At 65.4% G+C, this 23,748-nt stretch carries 27 protein-coding genes and 1 riboswitch; of the genes, 19 read left to right on the forward strand and 8 right to left on the reverse strand.

What is annotated here, in order from left to right; translation table 11 throughout:
* Positions 1–6 precede the first annotated feature (6 nt).
* Complete coding sequence (recR, locus tag HMI58_RS00335; RefSeq protein ID WP_171586220.1) at positions 7–603, forward strand: recombination mediator RecR; 597 nt, start codon at positions 7–9, stop codon at positions 601–603.
* A 121-nt stretch (positions 604–724) separates the two neighbouring features.
* Here recR and HMI58_RS00340 read toward each other — a convergent pair whose 3' ends face one another.
* Entirely contained in the window at positions 725–1,861 is a 1,137-nt protein-coding gene (locus HMI58_RS00340; RefSeq protein WP_171617770.1) for an ABC transporter permease, read from the reverse strand.
* The gene (locus HMI58_RS00345) at positions 1,858–2,790 is read right to left on the reverse strand and encodes an ABC transporter ATP-binding protein (protein WP_171617771.1); all 933 of its coding nucleotides are present in this window, start codon (positions 2,788–2,790) and stop codon (positions 1,858–1,860) included. Before HMI58_RS00345 ends, HMI58_RS00340 begins: the two co-directional genes overlap by 4 nt.
* A 162-nt stretch (positions 2,791–2,952) precedes the next feature.
* Between HMI58_RS00345 and HMI58_RS00350 the strand changes: the two genes are divergently transcribed.
* Positions 2,953–4,245 (forward strand): aspartate kinase, encoded by a 1,293-nt coding sequence (locus HMI58_RS00350; RefSeq protein ID WP_171586223.1) that lies wholly within the window; start codon positions 2,953–2,955, stop codon positions 4,243–4,245.
* Here HMI58_RS00350 and HMI58_RS00355 read toward each other — a convergent pair.
* Positions 4,242–4,463: a hypothetical protein gene (locus tag HMI58_RS00355; protein WP_225667826.1), complete on the reverse strand. Its 222-nt coding sequence runs from the start codon at positions 4,461–4,463 to the stop codon at positions 4,242–4,244. The genes HMI58_RS00350 and HMI58_RS00355 overlap by 4 nt on opposite strands.
* 216 nt (positions 4,464–4,679) lie before the next feature.
* On the opposite strand from HMI58_RS00355, the gene HMI58_RS00360 reads away from it, so the two are divergent.
* On the forward strand, positions 4,680–5,114 hold the full coding sequence (locus tag HMI58_RS00360; protein WP_225667807.1) for a maleylpyruvate isomerase family mycothiol-dependent enzyme: 435 nt from the start codon (positions 4,680–4,682) through the stop codon (positions 5,112–5,114).
* Between the two features lie 205 nt (positions 5,115–5,319).
* Here the strand turns inward: HMI58_RS00360 and HMI58_RS00365 are convergent, their stop codons facing one another.
* Positions 5,320–5,523 (reverse strand): hypothetical protein, encoded by a 204-nt coding sequence (locus tag HMI58_RS00365; RefSeq protein WP_171617772.1) that lies wholly within the window; start codon positions 5,521–5,523, stop codon positions 5,320–5,322.
* A 185-nt stretch (positions 5,524–5,708) separates the two neighbouring features.
* Between HMI58_RS00365 and HMI58_RS00370 the strand changes: the two genes are divergently transcribed.
* The 5 genes from HMI58_RS00370 to purL all read left to right on the forward strand — a co-directional run bounded on the left by HMI58_RS00370 (position 5,709) and on the right by purL (position 10,817).
* Positions 5,709–6,635 carry a 3-methyladenine DNA glycosylase gene (locus HMI58_RS00370; protein ID WP_171617987.1) on the forward strand — a complete coding sequence of 309 codons (927 nt, stop codon included), beginning with the start codon at positions 5,709–5,711 and terminating at the stop codon, positions 6,633–6,635.
* A gap of 77 nt (positions 6,636–6,712) precedes the next feature.
* Positions 6,713–7,273, forward strand: a complete 561-nt coding sequence (locus HMI58_RS00375) for a hypothetical protein (RefSeq protein WP_171617773.1) — start codon at positions 6,713–6,715, stop codon at positions 7,271–7,273.
* Positions 7,274–7,473: 200 nt separating this feature from the next.
* Entirely contained in the window at positions 7,474–7,746 is a 273-nt protein-coding gene (purS, locus tag HMI58_RS00380; protein WP_171586227.1) for a phosphoribosylformylglycinamidine synthase subunit PurS, read from the forward strand.
* On the forward strand, positions 7,743–8,504 hold the full coding sequence (gene purQ / locus HMI58_RS00385; protein ID WP_318779094.1) for a phosphoribosylformylglycinamidine synthase subunit PurQ: 762 nt from the start codon (positions 7,743–7,745) through the stop codon (positions 8,502–8,504). Before purS ends, purQ begins: the two co-directional genes overlap by 4 nt.
* Positions 8,505–10,817 (forward strand): phosphoribosylformylglycinamidine synthase subunit PurL, encoded by a 2,313-nt coding sequence (purL, locus tag HMI58_RS00390; RefSeq protein WP_171617774.1) that lies wholly within the window; start codon positions 8,505–8,507, stop codon positions 10,815–10,817.
* A 138-nt stretch (positions 10,818–10,955) separates the two neighbouring features.
* Here the strand turns inward: purL and HMI58_RS00395 are convergent, their stop codons facing one another.
* Both HMI58_RS00395 and HMI58_RS00400 read right to left on the reverse strand, forming a co-directional pair.
* Complete coding sequence (locus tag HMI58_RS00395; protein WP_171617775.1) at positions 10,956–11,483, reverse strand: DUF1990 domain-containing protein; 528 nt, start codon at positions 11,481–11,483, stop codon at positions 10,956–10,958.
* On the reverse strand, positions 11,470–11,865 hold the full coding sequence (locus tag HMI58_RS00400) for an MmcQ/YjbR family DNA-binding protein (protein ID WP_171586230.1): 396 nt from the start codon (positions 11,863–11,865) through the stop codon (positions 11,470–11,472). Before HMI58_RS00400 ends, HMI58_RS00395 begins: the two co-directional genes overlap by 14 nt.
* A 60-nt stretch (positions 11,866–11,925) precedes the next feature.
* Here HMI58_RS00400 and HMI58_RS00405 point away from each other — a divergent pair, with 60 nt between their 5' ends.
* A complete protein-coding gene (locus HMI58_RS00405) occupies positions 11,926–12,753 on the forward strand; it encodes a DUF1206 domain-containing protein (RefSeq protein WP_171617776.1) in 828 nt (275 codons plus the stop codon).
* Positions 12,754–12,770: 17 nt separating this feature from the next.
* Here HMI58_RS00405 and HMI58_RS00410 read toward each other — a convergent pair whose 3' ends face one another.
* Together HMI58_RS00410 and HMI58_RS00415 are read right to left on the reverse strand one after the other, a co-directional pair.
* On the reverse strand, positions 12,771–13,187 hold the full coding sequence (locus HMI58_RS00410; protein WP_171586232.1) for a CoA-binding protein: 417 nt from the start codon (positions 13,185–13,187) through the stop codon (positions 12,771–12,773).
* Positions 13,184–14,194, reverse strand: a complete 1,011-nt coding sequence (locus HMI58_RS00415) for a helix-turn-helix domain-containing protein (protein WP_171617777.1) — start codon at positions 14,192–14,194, stop codon at positions 13,184–13,186. The genes HMI58_RS00410 and HMI58_RS00415 overlap by 4 nt, the downstream gene beginning before the upstream one ends.
* An 81-nt stretch (positions 14,195–14,275) precedes the next feature.
* Between HMI58_RS00415 and HMI58_RS00420 the strand changes: the two genes are divergently transcribed.
* The 10 genes from HMI58_RS00420 (at position 14,276) to HMI58_RS00465 (ending at position 23,710) form a co-directional block, all read left to right on the forward strand.
* The gene (locus tag HMI58_RS00420; RefSeq protein ID WP_171586107.1) at positions 14,276–14,455 is read left to right on the forward strand and encodes a hypothetical protein; all 180 of its coding nucleotides are present in this window, start codon (positions 14,276–14,278) and stop codon (positions 14,453–14,455) included.
* Positions 14,455–14,673, forward strand: a complete 219-nt coding sequence (locus HMI58_RS00425; protein ID WP_171617778.1) for a hypothetical protein — start codon at positions 14,455–14,457, stop codon at positions 14,671–14,673. The genes HMI58_RS00420 and HMI58_RS00425 overlap by 1 nt, the downstream gene beginning before the upstream one ends.
* Before the next feature lie 210 nt (positions 14,674–14,883).
* Positions 14,884–15,696 carry an ABC transporter ATP-binding protein gene (locus tag HMI58_RS00430; RefSeq protein WP_171586235.1) on the forward strand — a complete coding sequence of 271 codons (813 nt, stop codon included), beginning with the start codon at positions 14,884–14,886 and terminating at the stop codon, positions 15,694–15,696.
* Positions 15,697–15,847: 151 nt separating this feature from the next.
* Positions 15,848–16,891 (forward strand): aliphatic sulfonate ABC transporter substrate-binding protein, encoded by a 1,044-nt coding sequence (locus HMI58_RS00435; protein ID WP_171586236.1) that lies wholly within the window; start codon positions 15,848–15,850, stop codon positions 16,889–16,891.
* Entirely contained in the window at positions 16,888–17,802 is a 915-nt protein-coding gene (locus HMI58_RS00440; protein ID WP_171617779.1) for an ABC transporter permease, read from the forward strand. Before HMI58_RS00435 ends, HMI58_RS00440 begins: the two co-directional genes overlap by 4 nt.
* On the forward strand, positions 17,793–19,769 hold the full coding sequence (gene acs, locus HMI58_RS00445) for an acetate--CoA ligase (RefSeq protein ID WP_171617988.1): 1,977 nt from the start codon (positions 17,793–17,795) through the stop codon (positions 19,767–19,769). Before HMI58_RS00440 ends, acs begins: the two co-directional genes overlap by 10 nt.
* Positions 19,770–19,836: 67 nt before the next feature.
* On the forward strand, positions 19,837–20,532 hold the full coding sequence (locus tag HMI58_RS00450) for a hypothetical protein (protein ID WP_171617780.1): 696 nt from the start codon (positions 19,837–19,839) through the stop codon (positions 20,530–20,532).
* A 75-nt stretch (positions 20,533–20,607) separates the two neighbouring features.
* Positions 20,608–20,712, forward strand: a riboswitch (SAM riboswitch).
* Between the two features lie 6 nt (positions 20,713–20,718).
* Positions 20,719–21,876 (forward strand): dimethylsulfone monooxygenase SfnG, encoded by a 1,158-nt coding sequence (gene sfnG / locus HMI58_RS00455; protein WP_171586240.1) that lies wholly within the window; start codon positions 20,719–20,721, stop codon positions 21,874–21,876.
* Complete coding sequence (locus tag HMI58_RS00460; RefSeq protein ID WP_171586241.1) at positions 21,876–23,210, forward strand: O-acetylhomoserine aminocarboxypropyltransferase/cysteine synthase family protein; 1,335 nt, start codon at positions 21,876–21,878, stop codon at positions 23,208–23,210. The genes sfnG and HMI58_RS00460 overlap by 1 nt, the downstream gene beginning before the upstream one ends.
* Entirely contained in the window at positions 23,207–23,710 is a 504-nt protein-coding gene (locus HMI58_RS00465; protein ID WP_171586242.1) for a CoA-binding protein, read from the forward strand. Before HMI58_RS00460 ends, HMI58_RS00465 begins: the two co-directional genes overlap by 4 nt.
* The last annotated feature ends 38 nt before the right edge of the window (positions 23,711–23,748 follow it).

The raw sequence follows: 23,748 nt of genomic DNA on the forward strand, positions 1-23,748 counted from the left end.
GGTTCAGTGTACGAAGGCGCAGTCCAGGAGCTCATTGACGAACTGGGCCGGCTCCCCGGAGTAGGACCCAAATCCGCGCAACGACTGGCGTTCTACATCCTCGAAGGCGACAGCGAAGATATCAAACGCCTTGTCACAGCCATCGTCACTGTGAAGGAGCGCGTCAAATTCTGCACTGTCTGCGGCAACGTCGCCGAGCAGGACACCTGCGGCATCTGTCGTGACCCACGCCGGGACCCGACGGCAATCTGCGTTGTCGAGGAATCCAAGGATGTGATCGCCGTTGAACGCACCCGATCGTTCAGGGGTCGCTATCACGTGCTCGGCGGAGCCATCAACCCCATCGCCGGGATTGGGCCGGACCAGCTCCGCATCCGCGAACTGCTCAGCAGGCTCTCCGATGACAAGATCGAAGAGATTATCATCGCCACCGACCCCAATCTGGAGGGGGAGGCAACCGCGACCTACCTCGCCCGGATGCTCAAGACCATCGGGATCAAAGTGACCCGCCTTGCCTCGGGGCTACCCGTCGGCGGCGACCTTGAGTACGCCGATGAAGTGACGCTCGGCCGGGCCTTCGAAGGACGCAGGACCGTTTCCTGATCCGGTGAGGAACCTGGACATCGGTGCGCAACCTTCCGCTCACGGATGTCCAGGTTCACACCTCCAGTCCAGGTTGCTCACCGGAACAGTACTATTCGTGGGATGAATCCCAGCGAACCGCTCAGGCGATCCGGGTTCCCTGGGCGAGCCGCCTGGCCGGGGTGGCAAGCTTTCCACGTCCCAACCACAGCAGACCCCCGGCGAGCGCAGACTGCAGTACGAGACCGAGAGGCCAGATCGGGAAACTATCGTCCGGTAGGTCCCGGCCAAAACCCTGCGCTTCCTCACAGGTGGTCTCGTAGTCAGGCCCCGCCTGCAACAGGCGGACCCCCACACTGATGCCCTCCATGATGCCGGGCTGGACATACACGTCCGGGTTAGCCGGTTGGGACACCTGCCCGAAGTCACCGCCGCGGGAGTACGGCACCGAGTCGGCCACGATCACGAACGGGTTGGCGGCCAGCAGCCAGGTGGTCCGATCGGTGTGGTGCACGGTCTGGAGTTGGGTGCGGGTGACGCATTCCAACTCGACGGACGCCGGGATCGGTGCAGAAAAGTCGGTGCCCGGTGGGTAGTCCAGATAGGAGTACGTCACCTCCACATTCTCCTCGTCGACCAGAGCGTAGCTAAGTCCAAAGGTGATCAGGGTGCCGATGCCGAGCAGGGCCACCACCATGTAGGTGGTGACAATCGAGAACAGCGGCCGGTTGGCGAGGGCGGAGATGCCGATGCCGATCGCCGACACGATCCCCAGTTCCACGCTGAGCATCAGCAGCGAGGTGAAGGCCTCCGCCGGGTTCACCCCACCCAGTGCCAGCGCCCAGAAGATGAACGGTGAGCTGACTAGGAGGAAGGCCAGCGACGCCACCCAGGAGGCCAGCCATTTACCCCAGAGGATCTGCCCCGGGGTGAGGAGTGTGATCTGCAGGATGGCGAGGGTCCCCGCAGCGCGGTCACCGTTCACGGCGTTGGCTGACAGGCCCGGCGCCACCAGCAAACCGAAGAACAGGACGAATCCCACCACCAGGTCAAAGAGAATGGCGCCCGAGCCCTCGGTGGCCGCGGTGGTGACCGACGCCAACAGGAACACCAGCCCAATGACGAAGAACCAGATGACGAGCATGATGTACCAGGCCCGGGCCCGCAACCGTTGACGCATTTCAAGGCCGAACACTGCTTTCACCCCGTTCCAATAGGAGAGGGTGAGGTCGGTCGACGCGCCGGTTGAGCCCGGCTGCTCAGTCGTTGAGGTGCTCATTGTCTGTCCGTATCAAGGCTCATGTAGGTTTCTTCGAGGGCGCCGCCAGCTGGGGCGAAGGCGGTGATCGCGACGTCGGCCAGGACCAGAGTGCGAAGCAGCCAGGCCGCCTGGTCGGTGCTGCTCATCATCACCTGATACTCGGCACGGCGGGAGTCCCCCCGCACCTCGAACGTCACGCCGTGGCTGGTGAGCGCCTCCGCCAGCGGCTCCATCGGGTCAGCCTGGATGTAGTAGCGGCGAATTTGGGTGCCGGCCTCATCAAGGGTCTGGTTTTTGACCGATTCACCCCGGTTGATGAACACTGCACGATCCGCGATCTCGTCCAGTTCGGAGAGCACATGGCTGGACACCACCACCGTCTTCCCCTGGTCCGCCAGGGAGCGCAGGGTGGCGCGAAGCTCCACCCTCGATCCCGGGTCCAGCCCTGACGCGGGCTCGTCCAGCAGTAGCACCGCCGGATCGTGAATCAATGCACGGGCAAGACTCAGCCGTTGCTGTTGCCCGCGGGAGAGCACCCGTGCGGGTTTGTCAGCGAACTCCTCCAGCCGGACCGCGGCCAGCAGCTCGGCGGCCCGCTCCCGGCGCCGGTCCGACGGCATCCCGTAGAGGGAGCCCATCGTGGTCAGGATTTCCGTAGCTGTCAGGGATTCCCAGACCCCCAGGGTGTCCGGCATCCAACCGACGGTGCGCCTCACGGCCGCAGCATCTCGCAGGGGGTCCACCCCACCGACCGTCAAGGTTCCCGTGTCGGGCGCCAGCAGGGATGCCAGGATCAGAAGCAGAGTGGTTTTACCCGACCCGTTGGGCCCGATCAGTGCCGTCACCTCCCCGGGCGGCGCCGCAAAGTCAATATGCCTGATCGCCGCGACGGTGCCGAAGCTCCGTGCGATTCCCGTGGCAACGATTCCCCCATACTCGTTGTTCATAGTTGAACCCTATGCGACTTGCGTCACACCCCGGGGACATCGGCGGAACAATCGGACGCGCAATTGACTGCCGCAAAACCCGCGGGGCTAAACTTGGACCGTCTACCGAGGCGCCAGTGATGTCGCACGGCTAACCCCCAACATCCGTCAGCGAGCGTGTGCATGAGCCTGATCGTCCAGAAGTTTGGTGGCTCCTCAGTTGGGGATGCCGCCGGAATCAAGCGTGTCGCGCAACGTGTTGTCCAGACCCAGCGCGCCGGCCACCAGGTAGTGGTGGTGGTATCGGCGATGGGTGACAGCACCGATGAGCTCCTCGACCTTGCTGCCCAGGTTTCTAACGACGCCGTCGCGAATCCCCGCGAAATGGACATGCTCCTGAGCGCCGGCGAACGCATCTCGATGGCCCTGCTCGCGATGGGGATCCACGGGCTGGGTGCGTCGGCCCAATCGTTCACCGGCAGCCAGGCTGGCATGATCACCGACGCGATCCACGGCCGTGCCCGCATCATCTCCGTTTCACCCCATCGGATCAGGACAGCGATCGACCGCGGCGACGTCGCGATTGTCGCCGGATTCCAGGGCATGAGCCGGGAAAGCAACGACATCACCACACTCGGGCGGGGCGGTTCCGATACGACGGCGGTTGCCCTCGCCGCGGCACTGGGAGCTGACGTGTGCGAGATCTACACCGACGTCGACGGCGTCTACACCGCAGACCCGCGCGTCGTCCCGAGCGCAAAGAAAATCGAGGAGATCTCCAGCGAGGAGATGCTCGAAATGGCTGCCTCGGGTGCGAAGATCCTGCACCTGCGCAGCGTGGAGTATGCGCGGCGGTTCGGGGTTCGGCTGCACGTGCGCTCATCGTTCAGTGACCACGTGGGCACCTGGGTGCTTCCCAGCCCTGACGACCAGATCAAAATTCAAGAGGGAGATCCCATGGAACAACCCATCATCTCGGGCGTGGCCCATGACCGTTCGGAAGCGAAGGTCACAGTGGTGGGTGTCCCCGACATCCCGGGCAAGGCCGCCGAGATTTTCGGTATCGTCGCGGGCGCCCACTCCAACATCGACATGATCGTGCAAAACGTTTCGACTCACGGTTCCGGGCGCACTGACATCTCGTTTACCCTGCCGATCGTTGAGGGCTCAGATGCCCTGGCCGCGCTGAAGGCCGCGCAGGAACGGGTGGGATACGAGAGCGTCGACTACAACGAAAAGATCGGAAAGCTCTCGCTGATTGGCGCTGGCATGCGCTCCAACCCGGGCGTCTCCTACCGGTTCTTCAAAGCCCTCTCCGATGCGGGAGTGAACATCGACATGATCTCGACGTCAGAGATCCGCATCTCGGTGGTGACCGACGCGGACCTGCTGGACCGCGCAGTCCGCGCGGTGCACGCCGCGTTTGACCTCGACGGCGAGTCGGTAGCCACGGTCCATGCGGGGACCGGGCGCTAGTCCTCGGTGTGTAGGACCTTCTTGCCGGTGTAGTCCGTGTATTTCATCGGGGGTTCCGGCGGGCGGACCGGCGGGTGCTCTTTCCGCACCGCGTAGTGATGCCCCTCGGAATCCTCCTCCACCTCAAACCCGGCGAGGTCGGCTTCCGAGGCCTGCTCAAACTCGTCGTGCCGGTGGACTACCGGAAGGGTGGGATCACTGCGTTCCGCGGGACCCATGAACACCTTGGCCGGGTTTTTCAGCCACTTCCGGGGGGACCGCTTCGTGGGATTACTCATTCGAACCGCCTTCTTCCTATGCGATGCGCCTGGGGATAATTTTACTGCCGGAACATGGAAAAGGCGCCGCCGCTGGCGGGGTCCTTCTTTCACTTCCCGGCCCGAATGCGCCAGAATCGGGAGGACGGACAACGGCACCCACCCAAAGGATCACCCATGCGGAACTCAGCGGCGGACATCTGGCCGACGGTCCACGCCGAGAGGCACAAACTGGCTGAGGATCTGTCATTGGTGAGTGGCACCACATGGCTGACCCCGTCGCTTTGTCCTGGCTGGGATGTCCACGATGTCCTGGCACACCTGGTGGATACGGCCCGCACCGGACGGGCGTCCTTCATCAGAGGCCTGCTGGCGGCGCGAATGGACTTCGACCGGCTGAATGAGATCGGCATCGCCCGGGCTAAACACTCCGACCCGAGGGACACGCTGGCGGCGCTCCGCCGCGACGCACCACTCACCCGGACACCGCCAGCGAACCTGGCGACCCGGCTGGTCGAAGCCTTCGTGCACGGTGAAGATATCCGCCGCCCCTCGGCATCTCGGCAACGTATCCTCACGACGCTGTCGCCACCGCCCTCGCCTACCAGCTGAAGACCAGTGTCTCCTACGGCGGAGGGCGGGAACGTGTCCAGAATCTTCGGCTGGTTAATCGGGACACCGGCGCCTGGTGGGGCGAGGGGGACACCGTCGAGGCCGACGGTATCGACCTGCTCCTCGCGGTCTCTGGACGATCGGTGGAGGCAGCCCGCCTCACGGGTGACGGGGCACCACGCCTCAGCGGTCCTGCGGCGGCCGGCTAGCTCTTCGGCACGATGTAGGTGCTACCGTCGGGGCGCTTCACAGTTTCCCACCGCGACGCGTCAGCTTCCCGGTCCTTCAGCAACGCCTGGTTCTCGCGGGTCATCGGATGATCCAGCGAGCTGCTCTGCGCGGGACCGAAAACGGCCCGCGCGCGGCCGGTCGCCTTCATGAACCGTTGCACAAAACTTGGATTAGCCATCTCGTTCCTTCCACGCGTCCTGATCGGCAAAGTGGTGCCGTTCTTCCCATTGTCCTCCCGATTGATGCCCCGGGAGCGCGTCCCACTTCCTGTGACCTCCTTGGACCCATGGGAGGCCGCGGTGAGACACTGGGTGGGTGATCAGTCCACCCATCAGCGCGACGGCGCCCACCCGCGCTCCCACCCTGACGGTGCTCCAGCGTGGGGACTGGCTGGCTGCCGCGGCAGCACACCGAGACCGGGTGGAGCCGTTTGCCCGGCCCTACCTGGAGCGGCGCGCGGCGGGGAAGAAGCACCCGGTGGAGGACTTCCTGTTCACCTACTACACCCAGAAACCGGGTCCACTGGCACGCTGGCACCCGGGGGCCGGCGTCGTCCTGATCGGACCCGAGGCCGCCGAGCGGGCGAGCTGGAAGCACTACCGACTGATCACTTCCGCGGAGCGCTCAGCCCTCGCCCTGCCCGACCACGTCGACGCCGTCACCGGGGATGTCGAGGGGTTCCGACGAGACCGGGCCGAGGCGCTGGACTTCGCCGCGATCATCGTCCGTCGCACCCAGGCCAGGCGGGCCCAGCTCGGTTGCTTTGGGTTGCACGAGTGGGCCATGGCCTACCGGTCGCAGGTGAACGGCATCCGCCATGAGTACCTTGAACTGAGGCTGGGTGCTGCTGGTACCGACCAGCTGGTGGAGGACAGCAGAATCACGTGCACCCACTTCGATGCGTTCCGCTTCTACACCCCGCAGGCGACACCCCTCAATACGCTTCAGCCCACCCGCGAGACGCAGCGCGACCTGGAACAGCCCGGCTGCCTTCACGCCAACATGGACCTGTACAAGTGGGCGTACAAGCTCACTCCCCTGCTTCCCAGCGACCTGGTGATGGACTGCTTTGAACTGGCCTGGCGGATCCGCGCGATGGACATGCGAGCTTCGCCGTATGACCTGGGAGCCTGGGGGTACGCGCCGATCCGTATTGAAACGCCTGAGGGACGTGCCGAGTACGCCCGGCTCCAGCGTGGTTTCTCCGAAGAGTCCCAGGTGCTTCGGCAACGATTGGGTACCGCTTTGGAAAACGTGGAACTGGCAACAAACGAGTCAGCGTTGAGCTAGGTGAAGGAACGTCTCCAGTTTCAGAGCAGCATCCGATAGCCGCGGCAGCGTCGCCGTCGGCTGGTGAAGGAGTTTCAATGATCAGCGACCGCCTGACACGTCGACAGCTCTCACGCAGCAGTTTCCTGGTGGGTTCCGGCCTGGCACTGCTGGTGCTCGCCGGGTGTGGCGCGGAGAGCGGCGGCACGGCACAGGGCACCGCGACCGGTTCCCCGACCGCCACCACCCAAAGCGAAACGCCCGCCCCCTCCGGCCAGCCCACGCCGGATCCCTCGGACACAGCCACTGGCAATGCTGCCGCCGATGCCCAACTCTCGATCGTCATTACCGCCGGGGAGGGCGCCGAACCGGTCACCTACGAACTCGCGTGCGAGGCTGGCGAGCCGGTCGGGGACTCTGCCCTGCCGGATCCGTCGGCTGCCTGCGACGTGCTGGCGACGAACGGTGACCTGATCATGGACGAGCCTGCTGCCGGGGCAATGTGCACCCAACTGTACGGCGGGCCGGAGACCGCAGTCGTGACCGGCACCCTTAACGGGAATGCGGTGGACGCCTCCTTCTCTCGTGACAATGGGTGCTCCATCGACCGGTGGGCCATGTTCGAGCCGCTGCTCGGAACCCCCGGCGGAGTCCAGTAACAGTCCAGTAACAGTCCGGTGGCAGCCCGGTAGCAACGGGGCGTCGTGTGCCCTGGTGCCAGCGAATGACGGGTGACGGGCGATCGCCGTTAGACTGGAAGCGCAAGCTCGCGGAGCGCTGGATTCACCACTCTTCTCAGCGTGAGACGGCACCTCCGAAGCCACTGCATTTAACGCACCTTGAGCCCAGGAGTTACCGGATGCCCCGGATAGTTGTCGACGTCATGCCCAAACCCGAGATCCTTGACCCGCAGGGCAAGGCCATTGCCGGCGCACTGCCCCGGCTGGGCTTTACCGGTTTCTCCGGAGTCCGGCAGGGCAAGCGTTTCGAACTCACCGTTGACGGGGAGGTCACCGAAGAATTGCTGGAACAGGCACGAACCGCTGCCAGCACCCTGCTGTCGAACCCGGTCATTGAGGACGTCACCCGTGTGGAGGTCCTCGCCGACGACACCGCCGAGGGCCAGCAGTGACCCTGGAAACCGACGCACCGTTCGACGCTCCGGCCCTGGACTCCGTCCGGGTCGGCATTGTCACCTTCCCCGGCTCGCTCGATGACCGCGACGCCGCACGGGCAGTCCGCCTCGCCGGCGGCACCGCCGTCCCCCTCTGGCACGGGGACCACGACCTGCAGGATGTGGATGCCGTCGTCGTCCCCGGTGGGTTCTCCTATGGCGATTACCTGCGCGCCGGCGCCATCTCGCGTTTCGCGCCGCTGATGGAGCAGATCACCGCTGCCGCGTCCGGCGGCGAGCGGGCGTTGCCCGTCCTGGGCATCTGCAATGGGTTCCAGGTCCTCACCGAGGCCCACCTGTTGCCCGGTTCGATGATCAAGAACAACCACCTGCACTTCCTGTGCCGTGACCAGCGCCTCCGGGTGGAGAACGCCGACACGGCGTGGACCGCTTCCTACGCGGCCGGAGACGAGATTGTGGTCCCCCTGAAGAACCAGGATGGACAGTTCGTCGCCGACGAGCGCACCCTCGACGAGTTGGAGGGTGAGGGCCGGGTGGTATTCCGCTACGTCGGCGCCAATCCCAACGGATCACGCCGCGACATTGCCGGAATCTCCAACGCCGCAGGCAACGTGGTGGGCCTGATGCCGCACCCCGAGCACGCGGTCGAGGCGGGTTTTGGCCCGGATTCCTCCGCCGCAGGGCTGGTCGGTGTCCGCGGCGGCACCGACGGGCTCGGAATATTCACCTCTGTACTGAAGAAGCTGGTTAAGTAAGTGACGATCAATAGCTCCTCCGCGCCCACCGAGGCCCGCAAGTTCAACATCGACACCGTGGCCAACGCCGCTGAGACCCCCGACGTCGAACTGCCCTGGGCCGCCCTCGGCCTGAAGGAAAACGAGTTCGACCGGGTCGTCGAGATCCTGGGACGCCGCCCCACCGCCGCCGAGCTGGCCATGTACTCGGTGATGTGGAGCGAACACTGCTCCTACAAGTCCTCGAAGGTGCACCTGGCGCAGTTCGGCTATAAGGTCACCGACGCCATGAAGGAACACCTTCTGGTCGGCATCGGCGAAAACGCCGGCGTCGTCGACATCGGGGACGGCTGGGCGGTCACGTTCAAGGTGGAGTCCCACAACCACCCCTCCTTCGTGGAGCCGTATCAGGGCGCTGCGACCGGCGTCGGCGGCATCGTCCGCGACATCATCTCGATGGGCGCCCGCCCGGTGGCGATCATGGATCCGCTCCGCTTCGGCGCCATCGACCACCCGGACACCCCGCGGCTGGTGCACGGGATCGTCTCCGGCATCGGCGGCTACGGCAACTCCCTGGGCCTGCCGAACATCGGCGGCGAAGTGGTGTTCGACTCCGTCTACCAGGGCAACCCGCTGGTCAACGCACTCGCCGTCGGCGTCCTGCGCCACGAGGACATCCGCCTTGCCAACGCGTCCGGCGTCGGCAACAAGGTGGTGCTCTTCGGAGCCCGCACCGGTGGCGACGGCATTGGCGGCGCCTCGGTGCTGGCCTCCGAGTCCTTCGACGCCGACAAGCCGTCCAAGCGTCCCGCCGTCCAGGTGGGCGATCCGTTTGCCGAGAAGGTCCTCATTGAGTGCTGCCTCGAGCTGTTCAAGGCCTCGGTCGTGGAAGGTATCCAGGACCTGGGTGCCGCCGGAATCTCCTGCGCCACCTCCGAGCTGGCGTCCAACGGCGACGGCGGCATGCACGTCGAGCTGACCGACGTGCTGCTCCGCGATCCGTCGCTGACCCCCGGCGAGATCCTGATGTCCGAGTCGCAGGAACGCATGATGGCCGTGGTCACCCCGGCCAACGCCGCCGCGTTCGAAGCGATCATGGACAAGTGGAACGTCGAATACTCGTGGCTGGGTGAGGTCACCGACACGGGCCGGCTCATCATCGAGTGGGACGGCGAGAAGATTGTCGACGTCGACCCTCGCACCGTCGCCCACGACGGACCCGTCTACCACCGGCCGTTCCACCGTCCCGAGTGGCTCGACGCTCTGCAGGAGAACACCTTCGACGGCGACCGGCCAGCCGACGGCGACGCCCTCCGCGCCGCTGTCCTTGAGCTGATGGCTTCGCCGAACATGTGCTCCAAGGACTGGATCACCAACCAGTACGACAGGTTTGTGCAGGGCAACACCGCCCTCGCCATGCCCGACGACGCTGGCGTGGTCCGCGTGGATGAGGAAACCGGTCTCGGCGTCGCCATCTCCACTGACGCGAATGGCCGCTACTCCTACCTCAACCCCTACGAGGGTGCCCGGCTGGCCCTCGCCGAGGCCTACCGCAACGTTGCCACCACCGGCGCGAAGCCGCTGGCAGTCACCGACTGCCTGAACTTCGGCTCCCCCGAGGACCCCGAGGTGATGTGGCAGTTCGCCGAGACCGTGCGTGGCCTGGCCGACGCCTGCCAGGAACTCGGCGTCCCGGTTACCGGCGGCAACGTGTCGCTGTACAACCAGACGGGTGGTGTGCCCATCCACCCCACCCCCGTGGTCGGTGTGCTCGGCGTGTTCGACGACGTCGCCCGCCGCACCCCCTCGGGCTGGCGCGACGACGGACAAGCCATCTACCTGCTGGGCACCACCCGGGACGAGCTGGACGGCTCGGAGTGGGCCAACCTGCGCGGGCACCTTGGTGGGCAGCCACCGGCCGCCGACCTGACCGCCGAGAAGACCCTGGCCGCGATCCTGATCAATGCATCCCGGGACGGCATGATCGACGCCGCCCACGACCTCTCCGAGGGTGGCCTCGCGGCTGCACTCTCCGAGGCGGCGCTGCGCTTCGGCGTCGGCGCGCGGATTGGGATCGATGAACTGTGCGAGCGCGACGGGATCGACCCGTTCACTGCCCTGTTCTCCGAGAGCCAGGGTCGCGCCGTCGTCAGCGTCGCCCGCTCCGAAGAGGTGCGGTTCAACGACATGTGCACGGCGCGCAACTACCCGCACCTGCGGATCGGTGTGGTTGACGTGGAGAACGGCGCCCTGGACGTGCAGGGCCACTTCACCCTGCCGCTAGAGGAACTACGGAAAGCCCACGAGGCGACCCTGCCGGAGCACTTCGCCTAACCCGGCCGGGTGACTGTGCAGGTTTCCCCACCTTGTCGTCCGGAATCCCCAGAAACTCCGCGTGTTGCACTGCGACACGCGGAGTTGGGGTCAGAAGGTGGGGAAACCTGCACGGGCCGGCACCTTCAGGGTGAGGGACTAACCGGCGAGTCGCTGCGCCGTGGACAGGTACCGGCGGGTGACCAGCTCCTGGAAGAAGCGGGCCACCGGGGCGCCGAGTGTGAAGAACCAGTTGGCATGCTGGCTGAAGGCAAACACCTCGAAATACACTGCACCATCCGGGTCGAGTACGGCGATGAACGCCTCCTCACCCCGTTCCGGGTGACCCGGCAGCGTGCCGTACCCAAACCCGGCGCGCTGCGGTCCGCCGTCGTTGTCGATCGGCTCCTCGACCCACACCACGCGGCACGGAGCGGGCAACCGCACCGGACCGATCCCAAACGCTGGCACCACCTCACGGCCGACGACGGCCCGGCCCTGCCCCGGGGAGACCCTCAACCCGGCCCCCCTGTGCAGTTCCCAGGACAGGATCCCCTCGGCGAGCCGGGCGTAGGCGGCATGTCCGTTCCCGACCCGGACCCGCCGGCTGACCGTGCGGTAGCCGGCAGGTGACTCTCCGCGTTGGCTCAGGCCCTGGGGTTCATAGGTGAAATCAGGAGTCGTCATCTGCTGCCCATCTGCTCCAGCCGAGCATTATGCGGTCCCGTAGCGGCAGGGATGCCACCACCAGGTCGTACGAATCCTCAATCATCTCGCGGATCATCACGGCCGACAGCTCACCGGTGCACGAGACGCCATTCCAGTGGGTCTTGTTCAGGTGGTAGGCGCCCACGATCTCGGGATGCGCCGCCCTCAGCGCTTCAGCGATCAGGGGCTCACATTTGAGGCTGACCGACAGGTCTGGATCCGACAGGTCAGACAACGCAAACATTTTCGCGGTACCGCCCGCCGCGGAGACTTTGAACACCGAGACGACCGGTCCAAACGGAAAGTCCTCGAAGGTTCCTGGTAGGCCCAGGCAAAACTGTCGCAGCTCATCGGCGTCCATTCGCTGAGCGTACCGGCAATCAATGGCAGGATAGGAGAAAACCAACCGCAGGAGCACACCATGGGCGAGGCAAAACGCCAGGCCGGCAAGGCGAAGGACACCGCGGAAGACGTCTCGGACTCCAAAACCTTTGAGGTCCTGGCCAGGGCCGGCTACATCGCCGCAGGGCTCCTGCACATCCTGATCGGCGTCATCGCTCTTCGGGTGGCAATGGGTGGCTCGGGGAGCGCCGACCAGAGCGGAGCGATCAGCGCCCTGGGTGAAGGCCCCGGCGGATCGCTCCTCCTGTGGGCGTGTGCCATCGGGTCCATCGCCCTGGCACTGTTCATGCTCAGCGAGGTGTTTTTTGGCGCACGCGGTCTGAAGGATTCCGACAAGCTGAAGTTCCGCGCCAAGAACGGCGGCAAGGCGGTGACCTACGGCGTGATCGGCGGGACCTTCGCCAGGTACGCGGCCGGCGGCAGCAGCGACAGCAGCGAGAGCACCCAGAGTGTCAGCGCCAGCCTCATGTCCAACCCAGCAGGTTCGGTCCTGCTGATGGCGGTCGGGGCTGGGGTCATGGTGGTGGGCGGCTACTTCGTTTACAGCGGGGTCACCAAAAAATTCAAGGAGAACCTGAAGAGCCTGCCGGGCAAGGGCGCCGGACAGGCGATCGTCCGCCTGGGAATGACGGGGTATGTGGCCAAGGGCGTGGCACTGCTTGTCCTGGGATTGCTCTTCATTGTCGCGACCATCAACAACAATCCTGAAGAATCGACCGGCCTGGATGGCGCGCTGAAGTCCCTGCAGGATCAGCCGTACGGCGCCTGGATCCTCGGCGCCGTGGCGCTGGGCCTGATTGCTTACGGCGTGTTCATGGTGATCAGGTCCCGCTACCAGAGGATGTAGCGGGACCACCGCATCAGTTAGAGCCCCAGCCCCGGCGCCTCGATGGCCGGGCAGGTATTCATGACGACGTCGAGTCCTGCCGCCTTGGCCCGTTCCGCCGCCGCCTCGTCGATGACCCCGAGCTGCAGCCACACGGCCTTCGCACCCACCTCGATGGCCTGATCCACCACCGCTCCGACCTTTGACGAGTTCACAAAACAGTCGACGACGTCGATCGCTCCGGGGATGTCTGCAAGCCGCTGGTACCCCTTGCGGCCATGCACGTCGTCGCCCTTGAGGCTGACCGGGATCACTTCCATTCCGAGGTGGTCGATCAGGAACCGGGAGACGCCGACCGCTGCCCGCCGGGGGTTGTTGGAGAGCCCCACCACCGCCCACCGGCCGGGCGTAGTGAGGAGTTCGCGGACCACTTGGGGATCGTTGGTGTGGGTCACGGTGTTTTGCCTTTCGCTGTAATCTGTCGGGCTGAGGTTGAGACGGCTGCCTGTGGGACGCGCTTGCCTCTGAAGGTTCTGCGGTAGCCCGCAGGGCTGATCCCCAGGGTCCGGTGGAAATGGTGGCGCAACAGGACCGACTGCCCGAACCCGGATTTGGTGGCCACGGCGTCAATGCTCAACTCGGTATCCTCCAGGAGCGCCTGTGCGCGCAATAGCCGTTGGGAATTTACCCAGGCAGCAGGAGTGGCACCCGTTTCGGCCCGGAATCTCCGGGCGAAGGTGCGCTCCGACATGTGCATTCGGGCGGCGAGCGCGCTCACAGGTAAGTCCTGTTCCAGGTGATCGGCCAGCCAGACCAACAGGTGCTCCATCGTGTCGGACCTGACGGCCGGGAAGGGCCGCTCGATATACTGCGCCTGTCCACCGTCACGGTGGGGCGGGACCACCATTCCCCGGGCAATCGTATTGGCGGCCTTGCTGCCCAACTCGGTACGCACCAGGTGCAGACACGCATCCACCCCGGCGGCTGATCCGGCGCTGGTGATGATGTTGCCGTCATGGACGTAGAGCACATCCTCATCGACGATCACGTCCGGATAGCTCTGGGCGAGTCTTTGGGAGTGCTTCCAGTGGGTCGCTGCACGCCGCCCGTCGAGCAGGCCCGCCTCCGCCAGGAGGAAGGCACCACTGCAGACCGACAGGATCCAGGCGCCTCTTTCGTTTGCCTGCCGCAGCGCGCTGATGACGGCCGGCGGAACGGGCGAACCGCCGTCGTACGGACAGACCACCACCAGATCCGCTACTTCGACCGGGTCGAGGCCTTCCCCAACCTCCATGGCGAAGCCGAGGCTGGTCGGCACCATTCCAGGGGATTCGGCACAGATTCGAAAGTCAAAGGGTGGCACGCCGTCAGCGGTGCGGTCTTCGCCGAAGACCTCGCACACCACACCAAACTCGAAGGGTGTCACCCCTGGAAGGACCACCGCTGCCACGTTCTTCAGCACACATCCAGTATGGCAGAAAATTATCGATTAGGGTCTTTTCAGCCACTGTTTTCTTCGGATCAATCGGCAGACCATCGAGGTATGGAACTAATTGCAGCCCTCGCTTTGATAGCAGTATTCGGTGCCGCAGTACAGGTCTTCCGGGCCGTCCTACGCGACGGCGCCGGACACGCGCCAACCGTCCGGTCAGAGGCACCCTGGGCCGGGGACTACCTTCCCAGCACCGGATACCGCAACATGCTGGAACCGGGAGATCACTGATGGCCCTTCTCATTATTGTCGGCAGCACGATAGCCCTGTTTGCCTACATCGGCAGGATGAGCATGCCAGCCGCCGAGCGTCTGCCGGTCCGGTCCTGGGGAATCCGGAGACTCGCAACGAATGTTTGGCGCGGATTGGCCGTCTGTTCCATGCACACCCCCGTGGACCGGGCACTGGAAGACATCGACCGGTGGCAGCGGGCCGCCGGGCGGAACTAGCCTGCCAATCAGTCGGAATGTTACGTCAACACTTGCGGTGAACCCCTGCACAGGAGTTTAGTGGTGCTTGACCATCCCGAGCGGCCGAGAGACCTGGATCGATGAAGCCGCAGCAACCCTGGCCATCCGGCTGACCTTTTGCAGAGCAGCAGTGCAGAAGTAATCCGGTGACATTAGGGTGCTACCGCCAGGATCGATGGAGTTAATCCTATGACCGTTCTGGCAACACCTAAGTCCCGTTCCGCCGTGTCCGCCAAGCAGGCGCTCAACGTGAGGTTCACCGGCCTCGGCCGCAGTTTCGGACCCCCCGCTGACCGGCGCACCGTCCTCCGCGACATCAACTTCGACGTCGCAGCGGGGGAAGTCCTTGCCATTCTCGGGCCCAGCGGGTGCGGGAAATCCACCCTCCTGCGGGCCGCAGCAGGCCTGGACGCCCTCAACGCCGGTTCAGTGGTGATCGACGGTACCGAGGTCCGCGGCATTGACGAACGCTGCGCGGTCGCTTTCCAGGAGCCACGCCTGCTGCCATGGCACACCCTTCAGGCCAATGTGGCGATCGGTCTACCCAAAGCATCGAGCGCCAGCGAGGGCAAGGCCAAAGTTGCCGAGCTCCTGCAGCTGGTGGAGCTCGACCAGTTCGCCAAGCACCGCCCGCGGGAAGTCTCCGGCGGAATGGCTCAGCGGGCCTCCCTGGCCCGGGCGCTGGCCCGTAACCCAGGGGTCCTCCTCCTCGACGAACCGTTCGGCGCCCTGGACGCTCTCACCCGGATCAAGATGCAGGACCTCCTGCTCGACATCCATAAGGCCCAGCCGACCACGGTATTGCTGGTCACCCACGACGTCGATGAGGCGCTGCAACTGGCCGACCGGATTGTCGTCCTGGGTTCCGACGGGGATCAACCCGGTGCCACGATCACCGAGGTCCTCACGGTCCCGGGAGACCGACCCCGCGACCGCAACTCGGCTGACCTCGGCCGAATGCGCAGCTCCCTGCTGGCCTCCCTCGGAGTGACCGGCCACTAGGCTGCGCCTTCCTGGCTTTCCTCTGCGGCCCCCGGCCTCCCGGCGCCGCGGTTTCGCGCACCCCCGGCACCCGTGCCGCACCCAGAATTACCGATCTGTTTACAGTCCCATCCACCCCGTCCCCCAGGACTTGTCTCACCAAAGGACCACCATGAACCGCCAGCCATCTCACCTCCCCCGCCGCAGCGCACTGGGCGCAGCCTCCCTCGCCGTCGTCGCCTCCTTCGCCCTGACCGGGTGCATGGCTGGTGAGGACGCCGTCGGAACCGCCGGTCCGGCGGGCGGCGAGCTGAACATCGACTTCGCCACCTACAACCCTCTGTCGCTGGTCATCAAGGAACAGGGCTGGCTGGAGGATGAGCTGGCGGAGGAGAACGTCACCGTCAACTGGATCCAGTCCGCCGGGTCCAATAAGGCCAATGAGGCGCTGCGTGCCGGGGCGATCGACGTCGGGTCCACCGCCGGATCGGCCGCTCTGCTCGCCCGCTCCAACGGCTCACCGATCAAGACGATCGACATCTACTCCCAGCCGGAATGGGCCGCCCTGGTCACCAACGCGGATTCGGGTATCGAGGAAATCAGCGACCTGCGCGGCAAGTCGATCGCCGCCACCAAGGGAACGGACCCGTACTTCTTCCTGTTGCAGGCGCTCGAGGCTGGCGGGGTAGATCCCTCCGAGGTGACGGTGCAGAACCTGCAGCACGCCGATGGCCGCGCCGCGCTGGCCAACGGATCGGTCGATGCGTGGTCCGGACTCGACCCGATCATGGCGTCCGCCGAGCAGGACGGCGCCACCCTCTTCTTCAGGGACATCGACTTCAACACCTACGGGTTCCTCAACGCCACGGAGGAGTTCCTTGAGGAGTCCCCCGAACTGGCCCAGACCGTAGTGAATGCCTACGAGAAAGCCCGCGAATGGGCTATCGAGAACCCCGAAGAGACGGCGGAAATCCTCGCCGAAGTGGCGGGGATCGACGTCGAGATCGCCAACGCCGTCATCATCGACCGCACCAACCTGAGCGTCGACCCCGCCCCGGGGGACGCACAGCGCGCCGTGCTGGAGAAGATCGGGCCGGTATTCGTCGAATCCGGTGACGTCTCCAGCCAGGAACAGGTCGATGAAGCGCTGGACACCCTCTTTGATGACTCCCTGGTGCGCAATGCGGACCCCGCGGCGATTGAGGCCTCCTCATGACCCATCAGGGGAACCCGTACGTGACCGGGAACAGTGTTACGGCAGTGAGCAAGGCCGGTTTAGAGGCCTCAGGCTCCACCGTGACAACGGCAGACGCCACCCAGCCGCCGCCCGAACGGGGTGGGCCGGCACATGGATGGTCCCAGACCGGCCCGCTGCGGCGTGGCTGGGTGCGTCTGCTCCTCGGGCTGATCCTGCCGGCACTGATCATCACCGTCTGGCAGCTGAACTCGGTCACCGGCCTGTTCAGCTCCGTGCAGGTCCCGCCACCCGCGGCGGTCTTCAACGCCGCCGTGGAACTGATCCAACGTGGTGAATTGTGGACGCACATCGGGATTTCCACACAGCGGGTACTGCTGGGCTTCACCTTCGGTGCGGCCCTGGGCCTGGTGATTGGTTCACTGGTGGGGTTGTCCCGGATCGCCGACGCCCTGTTGGCCCCGACCATCGGGGCGTTGCGTGCCGTCCCGTCGCTGGCCTGGGTGCCCCTGCTGATCCTGTGGATGAAAATTGGTGAAGATTCCAAGATCACCCTGATCCTCATCGGCGCCTTCTTCCCCGTGTTCACCACCGTCTACATTGCGCTACGCCACGTGGACCGGAACCTGGTCGAAGCTGGCCGGGCGTTCGGGCTCAGCGGCTTCAAGCTGCTGACCACTGTGCAGCTCCCGGCCGTGATCCCCGCCGTCTTCTCGGGCCTGCGTCTGGGCCTCGCCCAGGCGTGGCTGTTTCTGGTCGCCGCGGAACTGATTGCCTCTTCCCTGGGGCTCGGCTATCTGCTCAGCGATTCACAGAACAATGGACGGGTGGACAGAATCTTCCTGGCCATCATCCTGTTGGCCATCATCGGCAAGACCACCGACGCCCTGCTGGGGATCGCCGAGAAGTGGGCGGTACGACGATGGGCGTAAGCCTGCAGGACGCCGACCCGCTCACCGAGGCAGAGCATCTGAACTTCTGGGACCGGCAGGCACGCCGGCTCGACTGGGCCACCGAATGGTCGACCGTGCACAGCTTCGCTCCGGCCCGCCCGGTTCCCGGGCGTAATGCCGGTGGGAACGATGACGGTGACGACGTCGAACTGACAGTCCCGGTGATCGAATGGTTCGCCGGTGGCCGCCTGAATGTGGCCCACAACTGTGTGGACCGGCACGTCAGAGCCGGATTGGGGGCCAAAGTTGCCCTGCACTTCGAGGGCGAACCCGGCGACCGGCGCACCGTCACCTACGCGGACCTGCAGGACGAGGTGTCGCGGGCCGCCAACGCGTTGCTCGCGCTGGGGATAGGCAAGGGCGACCGGGTGGTGATCTATCTCCCGGTTCTCGTGGAAACTGTGGTGATCACCCTGGCGTGCGCCCGGATCGGGGCGGTCCACTCGCTGGTGTTCGGCGGCTTTTCGGCCGAGGCGCTCCGGTTCCGGGTCGAGGACACCGGCGCCAAGCTCCTGGTGACCACCGACGGGCAGTACCGTCGCGGGGTTGCTGTACCCGTGAAGGCCAACGCCGACCAAGCCGTGGCCGGATCAGACACCATCGAACATGTCCTGGTGATCCGCCGCACCGGCGACGACGTCGAGTGGACCGAGGGGCGCGACGTGTGGTGGCACGACGTCGTCGACTCCGCCTCCCCGGAGCACACCCCTGAGGCGTTCGACGCCGAGACACCCCTGTTCATCATGTACACCTCCGGGACCACAGGAAAGCCCAAGGGCCTGGTCCACACGTCCGGCGGCTACCTCACCCAGGCGTCCTGGAGTTTCGAGTACCTGTTCAGCCATCCCGACCCCGAGTTGCGGGAGCGTGATGTCCACTGGTGCACCGCCGACCTGGCCTGGGTCACCGCCCACACCTATGAGATTTACGGACCACTCTCCAACGGCGCCACCCAGGTGATCTTCGAGGGCACTCCCAACACTCCACACCCGGGCCGGCACTTCGAGATCATCGAACGTTACGGCGTGACCAGCTACTACACGGCACCCACACTGATCCGGTCCCTGATGGGCTGGTTCCCGGACGGCGCCCCAGCCAGCTACGACCTGTCCTCGATCCGGTTGCTCGGCACGGTCGGCGAAGCCACCAACCCCGAAGCGTGGCGCTGGTTCAGGGAACACCTCGGAGCGGGCACCGCACCAGTCGTGGACACCTGGTGGCAGTCCGAGACCGGCGCCACCATCCTCTCCCCGCGTCCGACCGACGCTTCGTTCAAACCGGGGTGCGCCTCTCGCGCCCTCCCTGGAGTCAGCACCAGGATTGTCGACGACGCCGGCCACCCCGTGCCCGTCGGTGAGCAGGGCCTGATCGTGGTGGACCGCACCGGCCCGGCGATGGCCCGGACCGTGTGGGGTGACCCGCAGCGCTACCTCGACTCCTACTGGCGGAAGTTCGCTGCGCAGGGCTGGTTCCTCGCCGGAGACGGCGCGAGGTACGACGACGACGGCGACACCTGGATCCTCGGGCGGGTGGATGACGTGCTCAATGTGTCCGGTCACCGGCTGTCGACTATCGAGATTGAATCGGCCCTGGTGGCCCACCCGTGGGTGGTCGAGGCAGGAGTCTGCCCGGTATCCGACCCGCGGACCGGACACGCCATCGCCGCGTTCGTGGTCCTGTCCCCCTCGGCGGGCACAAATCCCGCTGCCGGGGAGGACGTGGGCCGGGTGCTGCGGGACCACGTAGCAGCCGTGATCGGACCGATCGCGAAACCGGCCGCCGTCGTCGTCGTCGATGATGTCCCCAAGACCCGGTCCGGCAAGATCATGCGGCGGCTCCTGACCCAGCTGTTCGAAAACACTGCACTCGGTGACACCACGTCGCTGCAGAACGAGGGGTGCGTGCCCGGGATTGCGGCGGTCCTCGCCGCCCGCCCGGACAGGTGAGCAACACATCCCACCGGGCGGGTCCAGCGTTTGGCGGTGATACCGCGCCTGTGATCGGGTTAAGACCATGAGCGTTGACCAGGATGAACAGAAGCGGCGCGAGGACCGGCTGGCAATAACCCGGATCGTGCTCCGGCCCACCGGAACGCCCCTCCCCCTGGCGTTCATGGGGCTGGCAGTGGCGACCATCGGAGTCAGCGCACTCCAGTTGGGGATCGTCCCGGCCCGGGAGGAACAGATTATTGCGCTGGGGATCCTGGTGCTCACGGTGCCGCTGCAGCTGTTTTCCTCGGTGATCGGCTTCGGTGCACGCGATCCGATCGCCGGGACGGGCATGGCCATGGTCGCCGGTACCTGGGCGCTGATCGCGGTGGCGATGCTTGTCACCCCGGACGGCGCATCGCTTTCCGCGCTGGGGGTACTCCTGATTACCGCGGCGCTGGCCATGCTGGCGCCGATCCTGGGCGCGAAGGGCAAACTGGTGGCCGCAGCGGTGCTGGCTGGTTCAGCCCTCCGGTTCGCCATCACCGGCGTCGCGCACCTGACCGGCTCGGACGGCTGGGAAACCGCCGCCGGAATCTTTGGTTTCGCCCTCGGCGCGTTGGCGATCTACGCGGCAATTGGCTTCGAGACGGAGGAGGCCGGCGGGCCGTTCCACCTCCCGCTGCTCCGCCGCGGATCGGGCACCAAACCGCTGGCCGACGACATGGGTGAGCAGGTCGAAGGGATTGCCCGGGAGGCGGGCGTGCGCCGCCAACTGTGAGAGCCGCATTCCGCCAAACGCTGCAACGGAGAGCAACAATGTTGGTCCACCGTGATGGTGCTGTCACACTGGTGGAGACCATCCCGAGCGGTTGAGAGATCTGGCTCATTGACACCGCAGCAACCCTGGCCACTGCCTACGGCAGTGACATTAGGGTGCTAATGCCAGGCACGATGGAGGACCAATATGGCTATTGACCTTTCCCAACCCCTGAAGTTTGCGTACTGGGTTCCCAATGTGAGCGGTGGCCTGGTGGTCTCCACCATTGAGCAGCGCACCAGCTGGGACTTCGAGTACAACAAGAAGCTGGCCCGCATCGCGGAGAACGCCGGCTTCGAGTACGCCCTCTCGCAGACCCGGTACGCTGCGAGCTACGGGGCAGACAAGCAGCACGAGGCGACGTCGTTCTCGCTGGCCCTGCTCGGTGCGACCGAGAAGCTGAAGGTAATCGCCGCTGTCCACCCCGGCATGTGGCAGCCCGGCGTCCTCGCGAAGTTCATCATCACCGCTGACCACATTTCCAATGGCCGGGCGGCCGTGAACATTGTGTCGGGCTGGTTGAAAAGCGAGTTCACCGGCTTCGGGCTCCCCTGGCTGGAGCACGACGAAAGGTACGTCCGCACCGAGGAGTTCATCAGGATCCTCCGCGGCCTCTGGACCGAGCAGAACTTTTCCCAGTCCGGAAAGTACTACAACATCACCGATTTCACCCTCAACCCGCCACCGGTTGACGTTCCCGGACGGCCGCATCCGGAGGTCTTCTTCGGCGGGAACTCCACTGCCGCGCAGGCCACCGCTGGCCGGGTGGCCGACTGGTACTTTTCCAACGGCAAGGACCTTGAAGGATTCAAGGAGAACATCGCCGGTGTGCAGGCCTCCGCGGCCGATGCTGGGCGGCACCCACGGTTCGGGCTGAACGGGTTCGTGATTGCCCGCGACACCGAGAAGGAAGCCCGCGAGACCCTCCGGGAGATTGTGGCCAAGGCGCACAAGCCCGCGGTCGAGGGGTTCCGCGACGCCGTCCAGGAAGCCGGAGCCTCCACCAAGGACGGTAAGGGCATGTGGGCGGATTCCTCCTTCGAGGACCTGATCCAGTACAACGACGGTTTCAAGACCCAGCTGATCGGCACCCCCGAGCAGGTTGCCGAGCGGATCGTCGAGTACAAGAAGATCGGCGTGAACCTGATGCTGACCTGTTACCTCCACTTCCAGGAGGAGGTCGAAGCCTTCGGCAAAGACATCCTCCCCATTGTCCGCGAGCTTGAGGCGGACCTCGCCCGTAAAGAGGGCCTGGATTTCATCATCGACGACGTCACTCCCGAGAATATTAAGGCAGGTGTCTAATGGCTGACCGCAGCTTCGGATTCCGTACCCGTGCCCTCCATGCTGGAGGCACCCCCGACTCGGCCCATGGTGCCCGGGCCGTCCCCATCTACCAGACGACTTCCTTCGTGTTCAAGGACACGGCCGACGCCGCCAACCTCTTTGCGCTGCAAAAGTACGGCAACATTTACTCCCGGATCGGTAACCCCACGGTCGCCGCCTTCGAGGAGCGGATCGCGTCCCTGGAGGGAGGCATCGGGGCGGTCGCGACGGCGTCGGGCATGAGCGCTGAATTCATCACCTTCGCCGCCCTGTGCCAGGCGGGCGACCATATCGTCGCCGCTTCTCAGCTGTACGGGGGCACGGTCACCCAACTCGACGTGACCCTGCGCCGGTTCGGTATCGACACCACCTTCGTCCCCGGCACTGATCCCGCCGACTACGCGGCAGCCATCCAGGACAACACGAAAGCGGTCTACGCCGAAGTGATTGCCAACCCGTCGGGCGAAGTGGCCGACATCCAGGGCCTGGCGAAGATTGCCCACGACGCCGGAGTGCCGCTGATCATCGACTCCACCCTGAGCACTCCCTACCTGATTCGCCCGATCGAACACGGCGCTGACATTGTGATCCACTCGGCGACGAAGTTCATCGGCGGGCATGGGACCACCCTGGGCGGCGTCATCGTCGAGGCCGGTACCTTCAACTGGGGCAATGGCAGGTTCCCCACCATGACCGAACCGGTTCCCTCCTACGGGAACATCCAGTGGTGGGCGAACTTCGGGGAGTACGGGTTCCTGACGAAGCTGCGCACGGAGCAGCTCCGGGACATCGGCCCGTCCCTGTCCCCCATGTCCGCCTTCCAGCTGCTACAGGGCGTGGAGACACTGGCCCAGCGGATGGACGAGCACCTCTCGAACGCGCAGGCGGTCGCCGAGTGGCTGGAGAACGATCCGCGGGTGGAGTACGTGAACTACGCCGGACTGCCCTCCCACCGCCACTTCGAGCGGGCGGCGAAGTATCTTCCACAGGGCCCCGGCTCGGTGTTCAGCTTCGGGGTGAAGGGCGGCAGGACTGCCGGGCAGACCTTCATCGAGTCGCTGCAGCTGGCCTCGCACCTGGCGAACGTGGGGGACGCCAGGACACTAGTCATCCACCCGGGGTCGACGACGCATCAGCAGCTTTCCGCCGAGCAGCTGGTCACCGCCGGAATCCCTGAAGACCTGGTGCGCATCTCGGTGGGGCTGGAGGACCTGGAGGACATCCTGTGGGACCTTGATCAGGCCCTGGACCTTGCCACGGCACCGAAGCTTGAGGACCAGTTGAACCCCAATGTTGAAGGAGTGAAGGCGTGAGCGCTGACCTGGAAACGGCACGCACCTGGGAGGGCCCGTCCGCCCCTGAGCGGCTCTCGCTGCTGCGCAACGCCAAGTCGGTGGCCATCGTCGGGGCGTCGGACAAGCCGTCCCGAGCGTCCTACTTCGTGGCGACCTACCTGCAGTCGTCGTCGCCGTACCGGCTGTACTTCGTGAACCCGGTGGCGAAGGAGATCTTGGGACAGCCCGTCTACGCGTCATTAGCGGATCTGCCGGAGGTGCCCGACATTGTCGACGTGTTCCGCAAGCACGACGACCTGCCGGGTGTCCTTGAGGAAGCAAAGGCTGTCGGAGCGAAGACCCTCTGGTTGCAGCTCGGCTCCTGGCATGAGGGGGTCGCCCGTGACGCCGAGGAGGCTGGCCTGAACGTCGTGATGGACCGGTGTATCAAGATCGAGCACGCACGGTTCCACGGCGGGCTGAACCTCGCCGGCTTCAACACCGGCGTGATCTCCTCGAAGCGCCAGGTTACCGCCTAGCGCTTCAAAAACGCCGCAATACTCCTACAGAAACTGCC

Origin of the sequence: Arthrobacter sp. 147(2020) (assembly GCF_013116715.1) — a bacterium.
In the GTDB taxonomy this organism is placed as follows: Bacteria; Actinomycetota; Actinomycetes; order Actinomycetales; family Micrococcaceae; genus Arthrobacter_D.

Coding starts and splice junctions, on each gene's coding strand:
- HMI58_RS00340 (WP_171617770.1), bottom strand. CDS start 1,861: ATGAGCACCTCAACGACTGAGCAGCCGGGCTCAACCGGCGCGTCGACC.
- HMI58_RS00345 (WP_171617771.1), bottom strand. CDS start 2,790: ATGAACAACGAGTATGGGGGAATCGTTGCCACGGGAATCGCACGGAGC.
- HMI58_RS00350 (WP_171586223.1), top strand. CDS start 2,953: ATGAGCCTGATCGTCCAGAAGTTTGGTGGCTCCTCAGTTGGGGATGCC.
- HMI58_RS00355 (WP_225667826.1), bottom strand. CDS start 4,463: ATGGGTCCCGCGGAACGCAGTGATCCCACCCTTCCGGTAGTCCACCGG.
- HMI58_RS00360 (WP_225667807.1), top strand. CDS start 4,680: ATGCGGAACTCAGCGGCGGACATCTGGCCGACGGTCCACGCCGAGAGG.
- HMI58_RS00365 (WP_171617772.1), bottom strand. CDS start 5,523: ATGGCTAATCCAAGTTTTGTGCAACGGTTCATGAAGGCGACCGGCCGC.
- HMI58_RS00375 (WP_171617773.1), top strand. CDS start 6,713: ATGATCAGCGACCGCCTGACACGTCGACAGCTCTCACGCAGCAGTTTC.
- purS (WP_171586227.1), top strand. CDS start 7,474: ATGCCCCGGATAGTTGTCGACGTCATGCCCAAACCCGAGATCCTTGAC.
- HMI58_RS00395 (WP_171617775.1), bottom strand. CDS start 11,483: ATGACGACTCCTGATTTCACCTATGAACCCCAGGGCCTGAGCCAACGC.
- HMI58_RS00400 (WP_171586230.1), bottom strand. CDS start 11,865: ATGGACGCCGATGAGCTGCGACAGTTTTGCCTGGGCCTACCAGGAACC.
- HMI58_RS00405 (WP_171617776.1), top strand. CDS start 11,926: ATGGGCGAGGCAAAACGCCAGGCCGGCAAGGCGAAGGACACCGCGGAA.
- HMI58_RS00420 (WP_171586107.1), top strand. CDS start 14,276: ATGGAACTAATTGCAGCCCTCGCTTTGATAGCAGTATTCGGTGCCGCA.
- HMI58_RS00425 (WP_171617778.1), top strand. CDS start 14,455: ATGGCCCTTCTCATTATTGTCGGCAGCACGATAGCCCTGTTTGCCTAC.
- HMI58_RS00430 (WP_171586235.1), top strand. CDS start 14,884: ATGACCGTTCTGGCAACACCTAAGTCCCGTTCCGCCGTGTCCGCCAAG.
- HMI58_RS00435 (WP_171586236.1), top strand. CDS start 15,848: ATGAACCGCCAGCCATCTCACCTCCCCCGCCGCAGCGCACTGGGCGCA.
- HMI58_RS00440 (WP_171617779.1), top strand. CDS start 16,888: ATGACCCATCAGGGGAACCCGTACGTGACCGGGAACAGTGTTACGGCA.
- acs (WP_171617988.1), top strand. CDS start 17,793: ATGGGCGTAAGCCTGCAGGACGCCGACCCGCTCACCGAGGCAGAGCAT.
- HMI58_RS00450 (WP_171617780.1), top strand. CDS start 19,837: ATGAGCGTTGACCAGGATGAACAGAAGCGGCGCGAGGACCGGCTGGCA.
- sfnG (WP_171586240.1), top strand. CDS start 20,719: ATGGCTATTGACCTTTCCCAACCCCTGAAGTTTGCGTACTGGGTTCCC.
- HMI58_RS00460 (WP_171586241.1), top strand. CDS start 21,876: ATGGCTGACCGCAGCTTCGGATTCCGTACCCGTGCCCTCCATGCTGGA.